Source organism: uncultured Cyclobacterium sp., assembly GCF_963976465.1.
Taxonomy (GTDB): Bacteria; Bacteroidota; Bacteroidia; order Cytophagales; family Cyclobacteriaceae; genus Cyclobacterium.
Genome location: NZ_CAXBOC010000151.1, coordinates 1 through 10,575 on the forward strand (window position 1 = coordinate 1; position 10,575 = coordinate 10,575).

8 protein-coding genes are annotated in these 10,575 nt (G+C 37.1%); 7 read left to right on the top strand and 1 reads right to left on the bottom strand.

Going from position 1 to position 10,575, the window contains the following annotated elements; translation table 11 throughout:
• From rny to AAC037_RS10270, 5 genes are all read left to right on the top strand, one after another.
• Positions 1–1,038 (top strand): ribonuclease Y (rny, locus tag AAC037_RS10250; RefSeq protein ID WP_339902906.1); only part of this gene is annotated, 1,038 nt, incomplete at its 5' end.
• Positions 1,039–1,505: 467 nt separating this feature from the next.
• Complete coding sequence (locus tag AAC037_RS10255; RefSeq protein ID WP_339902907.1) at positions 1,506–4,607, top strand: efflux RND transporter permease subunit; 3,102 nt, start codon at positions 1,506–1,508, stop codon at positions 4,605–4,607.
• Between the two features lie 166 nt (positions 4,608–4,773).
• On the top strand, positions 4,774–5,958 hold the full coding sequence (locus AAC037_RS10260; protein WP_339902908.1) for a hypothetical protein: 1,185 nt from the start codon (positions 4,774–4,776) through the stop codon (positions 5,956–5,958).
• A gap of 544 nt (positions 5,959–6,502) precedes the next feature.
• Complete coding sequence (locus tag AAC037_RS10265; protein ID WP_339902909.1) at positions 6,503–7,081, top strand: hypothetical protein; 579 nt, start codon at positions 6,503–6,505, stop codon at positions 7,079–7,081.
• Positions 7,082–7,329: 248 nt separating this feature from the next.
• Positions 7,330–7,878: a helix-turn-helix transcriptional regulator gene (locus AAC037_RS10270; RefSeq protein ID WP_339902910.1), complete on the top strand. Its 549-nt coding sequence runs from the start codon at positions 7,330–7,332 to the stop codon at positions 7,876–7,878.
• Between the two features lie 13 nt (positions 7,879–7,891).
• Here AAC037_RS10270 and AAC037_RS10275 read toward each other — a convergent pair whose 3' ends face one another.
• The gene (locus AAC037_RS10275; protein ID WP_339902911.1) at positions 7,892–8,485 is read right to left on the bottom strand and encodes a porin family protein; all 594 of its coding nucleotides are present in this window, start codon (positions 8,483–8,485) and stop codon (positions 7,892–7,894) included.
• Between the two features lie 331 nt (positions 8,486–8,816).
• Here AAC037_RS10275 and AAC037_RS10280 point away from each other — a divergent pair, with 331 nt between their 5' ends.
• Together AAC037_RS10280 and AAC037_RS10285 are read left to right on the top strand one after the other, a co-directional pair.
• Positions 8,817–9,860, top strand: coding sequence for a ParM/StbA family protein (locus AAC037_RS10280; protein ID WP_262485333.1), 1,044 nt, complete (start codon positions 8,817–8,819; stop codon positions 9,858–9,860).
• Positions 9,861–9,864: 4 nt separating this feature from the next.
• Positions 9,865–10,425 carry a polymer-forming cytoskeletal protein gene (locus AAC037_RS10285; protein ID WP_339902912.1) on the top strand — a complete coding sequence of 187 codons (561 nt, stop codon included), beginning with the start codon at positions 9,865–9,867 and terminating at the stop codon, positions 10,423–10,425.
• Positions 10,426–10,575 lie beyond the last annotated feature (150 nt).

Genomic DNA, 10,575 nt, shown 5'->3' on the forward strand with positions numbered 1-10,575 from the left:
AAAGATATTTTGGATCAAGCCAAGCTTAGTGCAACCAAACAGGCTAAGAAAATTGTTTTGGATACCATCCAAAGAACGGCCACTGAACATGCCATAGAAAACTGTGTGTCTGTCTTCAATATTGAGAGTGACGATGTCAAAGGTAAAATTATCGGAAGAGAAGGACGGAACATTAGGGCGTTGGAAGCAGCCACCGGCGTGGAGATTGTGGTCGATGATACACCTGAAGCCATTATTATTTCAGGGTTTGACCCGGTTAGAAGAGAAATTGCAAGGTTGGCCCTCCATCGGTTGGTGCAGGATGGACGTATACATCCTGCCAGAATTGAAGAAGTGGTGGCGAAAACCGAGAAGAACATCGATGAGGAAATCATTGAAATAGGAGAAAGAACTTGTATTGACCTGGGGATTCATGGCCTACACCCTGAACTGATTAAGATGGTGGGAAGGATGCGTTTCCGTTCTTCTTATGGGCAAAACTTATTGCAACACTCCAGAGAAGTTGCTAAACTTTGTGCGACCATGGCTGCCGAGATGGGCTTCAATGCCAAATTGGCTAAGAGGGCAGGTTTACTTCATGATATTGGTAAAGTATACCCTGAAGAAGCAGAATTGCCACATGCCATCCTAGGTATGGAGCTGGCTAAAAAGCACAAGGAGCATCCTGAAGTCATCAATGCCATAGGTGCTCACCATGATGAGATTGAGATGACTTCCATGTTGTCACCAATTGTTCAAGCATGTGATGCCATCTCTGGATCACGTCCGGGTGCCCGTAGGGAAATCATGGACAGTTATATAAAAAGACTTAAAGACCTGGAAGATTTGGCCTTGAGTTTTGAAGGAGTCAACAAATGCTTTGCCATGCAAGCTGGAAGGGAATTGAGAGTGTTGGTGGATGCAGACAATGTGAACGACAATACAGCAGGTAATTTGTCTTTTGAAATATCTCAAAAAATTGAAAAAGAAATGCAGTACCCGGGGCAGATTAAAATAACTGTAATTAGAGAAATGAGATCAGTGAATTATGCCAAATAATAGCTAATAATTATCTGTTTTCGTTTTGTATAAAAGGCAATTATTCGTTTGGAATAATTGCCTTTTTTTTATGAGGGATCAATAAGCTAGTGATTTTTAATATTAAATCTGGATCAATATTTTTTCAAAAAAAAGGATGTAAGGGGGTAGACCTTAGCCCCTGAATGCTTACCAATTATAGCTTTTAGCTTTATTAATGAACTAATATTTTTGATTTTGAAATTATTTATTTAGTTTTAATAGAATAAGCCTTAATGACTTTGTAGGTTTGGGTACGGTTCACGATGCTGAAGTAGTTTTGGATTTGCCTATTAAAGGTTGATTTAAGTATAAGGCTGTATGTCTTTTTACCTGTAGGAATATTTAATAGCCTGAAATAGAAGGTTACGATATATTTCTATAAGATTGCAGCAATTAGGAATAAATGGCACAAGTTTAATATTAGGAACTTTACATAAGGGAGATAAATGACACCTTTTCGATTAGTAATCATCTTTTTTGTTGCCTCGATTATTGGGATTGCATTGATCCCAAAATTATCTGTGGACTTAAATCCTCCGGAAAAAGAACCTGTACTGAATATTAGCTTTGCTGTCAACAATGCTTCCCCGGAAACGGTTGAAAAACTTGCAACATCTCCTTTGGAAGGAGCTTTTACCCAGCTTTCTGAACTTAAAAAAACCACATCCACATCCAATTATGATAACGGCAATATCCAGTTGCGGTTTGACAAGCATACGGATATGGAATATAAGAAGTTTGAGGTAGCCGCTTTGATCAGGCAAGTTTACCCGTCCCTTGACAGCAAGGTCAGCTACCCCAATGTAACCCAATCGTCTCAAAGAAGTATTCAAGAGAAAAAGCCGGTAATAACCTATAGTATTAATGGCCCCTTTGCTTCTTTTGAAATAAAGAAAATAGCAGAAGATGTGTTGGTGACAGCACTTAATGAAATTGAGGAGGTTGAAACAATTGAAATACGAGGAGCCAATGATCTGTACCTTTATGTGGTATATGACATACAAAAATTGCAGGCCTTAAAATTTTCAAGGGCTACTTTGGAGAATAGGATTAGAAATGCTTTTGGACGAAGTTATCCGGGCTTGGCCATGAATGTGTCAGGAGAGTCCATGTTTATGGAAATCGATCGATCCATTACAAATAAAAGGGCATTGGAAAACCTTTTATTGGGAAGGGTAGAAGGGAAAGCAATTTACTTGAAGGATGTGGCCACACTTACCCTGGAAGAGTCAGCGCCTCGGAGCTTTTACAGGATCAATGGTAATAACTCGGTAAACCTTACCATAACTAATAGGGATGGTGTAAACAAGGTCTTGCTGGCCCAAAGAATAAAGGAAATAGTGACCGCCTCAAAAGTAAACCTTCCGGAAGGGTTTGATGTAAGGCTTGAATTTGACGACACTTCCTTTTTGGATAAGGAACTCAACAAGATCTATAAGCGGTCAGGATTATCGATTTTGATTTTGGTGATATTTATTTTCTTAATCAATAGAAATGTAAAATACCTGATTACTCTGTTTTTAGGAATAATTGTCAATGTTAGTTTAACTGTGATTATTCTTTACTTATTAAAAGTGAATATTCACATGTATTCACTGGCAGGCTTGACGATTTCATTTGGTCTGATTGTAGACAATGCCATCATCATGATTGATCACTTGCACAAACACAAAAACAGAAAAGTGTTTTTAGCCTTGCTGGCTGCTTCATTAACTACAATTGTGGCCTTATTAATGGTCTTTTTATTACCTGAAGACGATAGGAGAAATCTAGGAGAGTTTTCGGTGGTTGTTGCTGTTATGCTTGGAGTTTCACTATTGGTGGCTTTGCTTTTTACTCCTGCCATGTACGATTTGCTTTTTGGAGAAAAGCAGAAGTCTGCGAAAAGACTCACCATAAATCAGTTGAGAAAAAGGGTAGTAGCTTTTTCCAAGTTTCAGCAAATTATTGGGTTTACAGCAAGGTTTAGAAAAACCTTTATTGTCCTCCTTGTTTTATTGTTTGGGCTACCAGTATTTTATCTTCCTTCAAGCTGGGAAGGACAAGAGTGGTACAACAAGACTGTAGGGAATAGTTTCTACCAAGAGGAGATCAGGCCTTATATAGACAAGTCACTGGGAGGCTCTTTTAGGATGTTTGTTCGAGGTGTATTTGAAAAGTCATCATACAGAGAAGCAGAAAGAACGAGATTGTATGTAAATGCTTCCTTGCCTTTTGGGAATACCCTGGAACAAATGAATTTTATCATAAAGGAGTTTGAGGTATTTCTGAAAGGGGTGGAAGGTGTAGATAAATTTGTGACTACAGTAAGTTCTGGTCAAAACGCGCGCATAGAGATTACCTTCAAAGAGGAGCATGAAACTTCTGCACTGCCATATAGATTGAAGGGAAAACTTGCCATGAAATCTACAGATTGGAGTGGTGTACGTTGGGGTATCTATGGCGTTGGCCAGGGATTTTCAACAGGGCCGGGAGGTGAGGGGATTCCTTCCTTTAGAGCAGAAATGAGAGGGTATAACTATGCAGAGCTAGAAAAGCAATCCGAAATCTTGGCGGAAAAATTGTTGGCACACCGCAGAATTCAAGAAGTGAATACCAACGAGCGGCGAAATTATTATGACAAGAAGACTGAGGAATATGTTTTAAGGTTTGACCAGCAAAGACTGGCCATGGCAGGTGCCAACCAATATGAAGTGGTTACTGCACTTAATGATTTGTCGCAACATGAACAACCATCCCTAATTTTGGAGCTTGATAATGATAAATTTGGAGTTGTTGTTAAAGAGAAAAATTCTGATCGATTTTCAAAGTTTGATCTGGAAAGGAGTAGTTTAATATCCAGTGAAAATAAAATTTTTAAAGTTTCAGGTTTTGGTGCTTTGACCAAAGAAAGCACCACCAATGCTTTACACAAAGAGGATAGGCAATACATTAGGTTGGTTTCATTTGATTATATGGGCTCAGCAAAGTTTGGGGGAGAATACCTGGATGAGGTGATTGAAGAAATGAAAGCTTCCATGCCTATCGGTTATTCGGTTAGCAGGCAATCTTATAACTGGAGTTGGAACCAAGCCAAAAGGCAGTACAGTTTGTTGCTGGTGTTAATTGTGGGTATTTTCTTTATTTGTTCTATTCTATTTGAGAACTTTAAACAGCCATTGTACATTATTTTTATAATCCCCATTTCTTTTATTGGCCTATTTCTAATTTTCTCACTGTTCGACTTCTATTTTGATCAAGGAGGCTATGCAGCTTTTGTTATGCTAGGAGGTTTGGCAGTAAATGCAGCCATATTTATAGTAAACGATCTCAATAATCGAAGAAAAGGCAACTACAACCGGAATGTTTTGAAAGCCGTGGGGGGGAAGGCAACTCCGATTTTATTAACCGTACTTTCAACATGTTTTGGGTTAATACCTTTTGTAATGGAAGGGCAGGGAGAGATTTTTTGGTTTTCGCTGGCCATAGGGACTATTGGAGGCTTGGTGTTTAGCATGGTAGGCGTATTTTTAGCCTTGCCTGTATTTTTATGGAAGAAGGGTATTTAAAAGAAGCTAATCGCTCCAGATCAGGTGGAATTTTACTTTTTATTGTTATGCCTCTATCTGTTTATCGTTATTACTATATAGTAGATATTATTCTGATTTGAAATTACTGAGTTCAATGAGTATTTCAGGGGGCTACTGATAAGAATTTAAACCCATACGATCACAAATGATACATTTCCGCCATTGCTTAGTTTCTGCATTTATCCTGTTTAGTTGTTCCTCTGAAAACAAAGACCAAGGGCAAGACCCGGAGCGTAAGATGGCCTTTGTTTTAGTGGACAGTGTTGTAGTAGATGTACTAGAACCCTTAGTTATTGATGATCAACAATTATTGGGTGAAGCATTTTTAATGAGAGGGAGAAATAGTAGAAATCCATATCTCGTGAATAAGAATGGTAAAGTCATTAAGGCCTACGATTTACTAAATGAAAGTCCAAATGGAATTGGATTCAATGGGGCTTTTGGTTACAGTTTTTTGGGAGAAGGTAAGTGGGTAGCTAAAGATCTATTATACAGGTATCAGCTGTATGACCTAGAAGGCAAAAAAGCAAAAGTGATGGAGTCCATAAACTTAGGGCTTTATAGTGTGACCATAAGTTTTTACCAAACTTTTTTTAGGGGATTGATAAAAGATGGAGAAGAAATTCTTTTTGGGATTGAGGGTAATTTATTTGATCTAAATTCCTTACCTAAGGAGAACCGGGACAAGCCTATTTATTACGATTCTGTAAAAACGATCTTTACGTACAGGGTAAAGGACCAATTTCTCAAGCAGATGAATGCCTATCCTGCAACATGGGAACCAAGGATAGAGCGAAAGTATGTAGGGAATTCAGCCCCATTCATTGCTTATCATAGAAGCAAGCATCTGATGGCCGTACTCCCTAAAGTGAGTAATCAACTGTTTATTTATGATTTTTCCGGAAATGAACCTGTTCTTTTACATGAGGTAACCCTTAGGCATAAGTATAGGCCTCAGATAATTCCTGAAATCGCTGAAGAAGAAGAATATACTTCTTCTTACCCTCGGTTTACAGGACTTTGGTTTGTTGGGGACAAGATTATTGTTGAGTTTAAAACCAGAATTCCCGAAGATATTTTGCAAAGTTTAATGGCTAAATCACCGATGAGGGTTGATGAGTTGCCGGAGTTCCAAGAAGCGAAAAAGAAATTTGTGAAGACTTTTTATCTGGTAATTGAGGATGGCAAGCAAATAGGCGTGGTGGAAGGGTTGTCTGTTCCCGGTATGTTGGATTATACCTCAGAATCAGGTGAAATTTATGTAAATGATAATATAAACCCCGAGGTGGAACGGGAGTATAATGTGTTTTATCGGTTAAAAATTAAATAATAGGTGTAAAAAATAACCTCATATTTTGAAAAGTCTGTTAAAAACGGTTTTATCGGTGTAAAAAATAATTAAAAAAAATTAAATTTTGCTTTTTGGGTAAAATATGGTTGAAATCATACCTTATGCTTCATAGTATGTCTTTGTTTTTAGATTTTATAAAATTTATAAATACATAATTTTTTAAGTTTTTGTTATGTATAAGTTAATAATTGTATATTTTTATTGAAATATTTGCAATCTATCAATTGCTCAATTACATTTGTGTCATACTTACGTAAGTCATAAACATAGGAAAAACAAAAGGGATCAAAAGAAGGATAAAACAATTTAGCTCAGTTGAATTAAATGCAAAAAGCAAATACTGCCGGCCAGGGGCTGAAGTAGTATCCGAAACTGATGTTTAGATAAATATAGCCTTCCGTAGATTATCGATTGTAATTTCTAGCTCAATTACCTGCCCAAAGTAATTAGCCTCAAAAAAGAAATGTTAGGAAGTTCCTAGCAGAGGTTTTTAAAGTTAACATACCTTTAAAAATTTACGATCATGAGATTAATTATTGCAACAATTCTCGCTTTCACAATTACGTCATCAGTGTTTGCTACTGCACCTGTTGAGAATCCAATTGTCACCCTTGAAAAAGTAGGGGATAATAAGTTTCAATTAAAATACATGGAAATTCCTGAAGGAAAGGTGACCGTTGCTATTAAAGATAAGTCAAACAGAATTATCTTCAGGGATGTGATTGAAGCAGAAAAAGTTTTTTACAAAAACTACAACCTTAACAAACTTGATATTGGAAAGTACCAAATCGAAGTTTTTAATGGCAAAGATGGAAAATTGTCCGGTTTTGACATTGTTTTAGGAGACCAAAAAGAAGAGAAAACTTTTTATGCCAAAATGATGGAGGTTGATGGTCAGACATTGGCACTTACCATGAGCAACTTGAATGGTAAAGAAAAGACACTTGAAATTTATGACAATGGAAGTCTAATCCATGAGGAAGCCATCTCCGGTTTGACTTTCGGAAAGAAATTTAAATTTACAAACCTGGAATCTTTAAAAAACATCGACGTAAGAATCGTGGAAGGAAACGGAGTAGGTAAATACATCTTTGCAAATTAATACAAAATATTACTAACCACTAACTATCTCAAAGAGGCTGATTTATCAGCCTCTTTTTTATTTTAGACTTTTTACCTATGAATTAATATTAATAGTCCTTATGATTAAGAGCAAAGTTGGTTTTTATTTGTACCTTTTTAATAGGGGACATAAGTAATTGTTGAATAAATTGCAGGACATTTATTCTTTTGAAATTTATTAGGTCAAAGAATTGTTGTAGTGGGATGGTTACAATTCCGATTACAAATATGGTTTGTCCTAGGTGTATCATGGCTGTGGAGGCAGTGCTAAATGATATGGAAGTTTCCTATAGTCAGGTTAGACTGGGTGCGGTAGAGTTTACACAGGAATTTCCGCCAAGTCGGATCAAGCAATTCGAAAAAAAACTTTTGGAACTAGGCTTCTCTATAGCGAAAAGCAGGGAATTGGTATGGGTGGAGACAGTTAAATTTTCTTTGATTCAGCTTTTTGAGAATGAATCTTTGGAATTAAATGTACCAATTTCCGTTTTACTTTCGGAGAAGATTAATGTTGACTATAGCCGGCTAAGTCAATTGTTTAGTAATTCTCAGGGTAAAACAATAGAACAATATTTTATTGACCTAAAGATTGAGAAAGCCAAGGAGTGGCTTAGCCTAGAAATGTTTAATATTAGTCAGATTGCCTGGAAGCTCGGGTATGGTAGCGTTCAATATTTTTCTGCTCAATTCAAGAAAATAACCGGGCAAACCCCAAGTGACTACAAAAAGTCCTCAAAAAAGGACCGTAAATCCTTAGATAGTTTGGGAAAGCAATAACACTGGAAGTTTTTTAGAACAAGCGTATACCGAGGGATAGCATGAGTTGGTTTTGCCGCTGATCGGTCGGAAAACCTACATAGGATTCTCCCAATTTACCCAGGGCTCCTTCATATTTAAAATCTATGATTAGATTGGCAAGGTCAAGCCCCAAGCCTGCCTGATAGGCGATGGTGGCTTTGTTGTAGTCTGGGGCTGCGGTGGTAGTGGCAGTGGAACTCAGGTCGCTATCCAGAATAAATGCAAGGGTAGGGCCAGCTTGCAGCCTAAAGAAATTGGCAATTTTAAATCCGGCCATAATCGGCACATCGATTTTGTCGAATTGAGCCGTATAACTCACTGTGCTGCTTCCTTGAGTGCTTTTAAATTCGCCGCCTGTATTGGTATAGAGCACTTCAGGTTGAATAAAGATATGATTTCCGCCAAGTCGCGCAAATAGCCCTGCATGGTATCCCAATTTGTCATTACTTGTACTAAATGTGTTTCCATTGACTGAAATATTTCCTTGAGAGACTCCAATTTTTGGGCCTATGGAAAACTCCTGAGCTGAAAGCGTAGCAATAGTTAAAATTTGGGTCAAGAAGAAGATTATTGACATCCGTCTCATATGATCTATGATTTGGTTGAATAACAAATCTAATGAAATTCAGACGGTAAACGTAAAACGCCTTCTACACTGTTAAAAAAAAAAATACTTTGTGAGAAAATCTTCATTTTTCAACCTTTTACAAAAAAATGAACATAAACTTAAGGAACTAGCTTGTTATTTCGCTAAGGTTCCTTTAATTTGTCTTTAAAGACAAGGTTTGATAAATATATCCTTTTATCTAAATAAAGCACTTGGAGTTTTAACGTGATTTTTAAGAAGATAATTGGTATGGCCTTTGAGTATTGAGTTTGTTAGCATTGAAAATAAAGGATAACCGTTTTAAAAAAGGATAAAAATAATTTCCATGATAGAAGTAATAAAGTACCCAAGTGTATTGGAAAGTAGCAATCTTGAACTTAGAAATGTAGCGAGAGATTTAGTTTCAGGACTTAAAATATATCACGATAATATTGGTTATTTAGTTGGGGATTTGGCTTTATCCGAAGGAACATCTCCTCATAGAAATATTAACAGTTCGCCTGATGAAAATGACTACAGGATCTTTTTGAAAGCAGGATTGTTATTGGCCTCTCAGAAGTTGGGGAGTCCTATTACTGTGACTACAGGTTTTCCTTTTTCAACATTTCAGGTGTTTAAAGAAAATGCCTACAGGTTGTTAGAAAATGAACATATAATAGAATACGACACTCAGACTTTTGGTGGCGGCGGCAAGAAAAAAATGGCTGTTGAAGTGGACAGAGTAGCTGTTATCCCTGAGGTTGTAGGGTGTAGTATGGCTGTTAGACAACTTTACAGTGATGCCCCCAAAAACTTTTTCATGATCAGTTTGGGATATGGTACCATGGAAGCTATTTTGAGTACGGAAGGTGGATTGGTTCAAAGGTCAAGTGTTTCTACTTTTGGTCTAAGGTATGCCATCAACCTTATTACTCGAGAGCTTCAGAAAGACAATTATTTAGATTTAAAAACAGAACATCAAATAGATCAATATTTTAGTGAAGGTTCAATTATTCTAAACAGAAAGCGTTTAGATTTAAAGGAATTAAGGAAACAAGTAATTGAGCAATATTACAACGATGTGATTTCCCCTTCTCTTAGAAAAGCTTTTTCTGATAGTGATTTTGCAAAATCTGCAGACATATACCTTGCCGGGGGTGGAGCCAATTATAGTGAACTCGTCGATTTATTTAAGGCTGAGTTTGATGGTTTGTTAAATGTGCATGTGCCTGAGTCCCCTGAGCAAATGGCATCTATAGGTTATTGTTTCAATAGCTTGGCCATTAATGCAGGTGCTAAAGACAAAGCAGTAGGTCTTGATTTAGGGAATAGTTCCACGATATTAACTACTTTTAAACAAGAAAAAGGAGAATGATAATATGAAATTTGGATCCAACAAGCAACAGAATAAAGAAGCCAATGTAGGTAAAGTAACAGTCCTTTCCATGGGATTCGAACTTACAGGTGATATTATTTCCAAAAGTGATATCAGAGCAGATGGTATACTGGTAGGTAGTATTCGCACAGATAAAAAAGTGGTGGTTGGAGAAAAAGCCTCCATAACCGGAGATATCATTGCAGAGGAAATAAGTATTAACGGAGAGGTAGTGGGAGATCTTTACATCAATGGTGATACAACCATTTATTCCAATGCCAAAGTGTCTGGAAATATCACAACCAGCTCTATTCATATTCATAAAGGAGCCCAGATCAATAGTGGTGTGCAGGTGGTTGATCCAAAGGAGGTAGAAGAAGCTTCTAAGTCCAGCAAAATTAATTCGGTAAGCAGAGAAGAGCTCTATTCAATGTTGGATGAAAAAGCTGAAAAGAAAAAAGAGGTACCTGTGAAACCAATAGCAAAACCTCAAGTGAGGACCTATACAGATACTTCTTCCTCAGGAATAGAAGACAGTAATAAAGACCTGCCAAGAACCTGGTAGATAGCTTATTAATATACAAATAAAAAAGGCAACCAGAACGGTTGCCTTTTTTTTTGAGATCTATTTAGGGCTTCTTGCTGCGCCAAAGTATCATAAACTGTTCGCCCTCCAGCGTCCAAATCTATCGACCCGTCCATGTTCTTAATAATT

Coding starts and splice junctions, on each gene's coding strand:
- AAC037_RS10275 (WP_339902911.1), bottom strand. CDS start 8,485: ATGAGACGGATGTCAATAATCTTCTTCTTGACCCAAATTTTAACTATT.
- AAC037_RS10260 (WP_339902908.1), top strand. CDS start 4,774: ATGATACATTTCCGCCATTGCTTAGTTTCTGCATTTATCCTGTTTAGT.
- AAC037_RS10255 (WP_339902907.1), top strand. CDS start 1,506: ATGACACCTTTTCGATTAGTAATCATCTTTTTTGTTGCCTCGATTATT.
- AAC037_RS10265 (WP_339902909.1), top strand. CDS start 6,503: ATGAGATTAATTATTGCAACAATTCTCGCTTTCACAATTACGTCATCA.
- AAC037_RS10285 (WP_339902912.1), top strand. CDS start 9,865: ATGAAATTTGGATCCAACAAGCAACAGAATAAAGAAGCCAATGTAGGT.
- AAC037_RS10270 (WP_339902910.1), top strand. CDS start 7,330: ATGGTTTGTCCTAGGTGTATCATGGCTGTGGAGGCAGTGCTAAATGAT.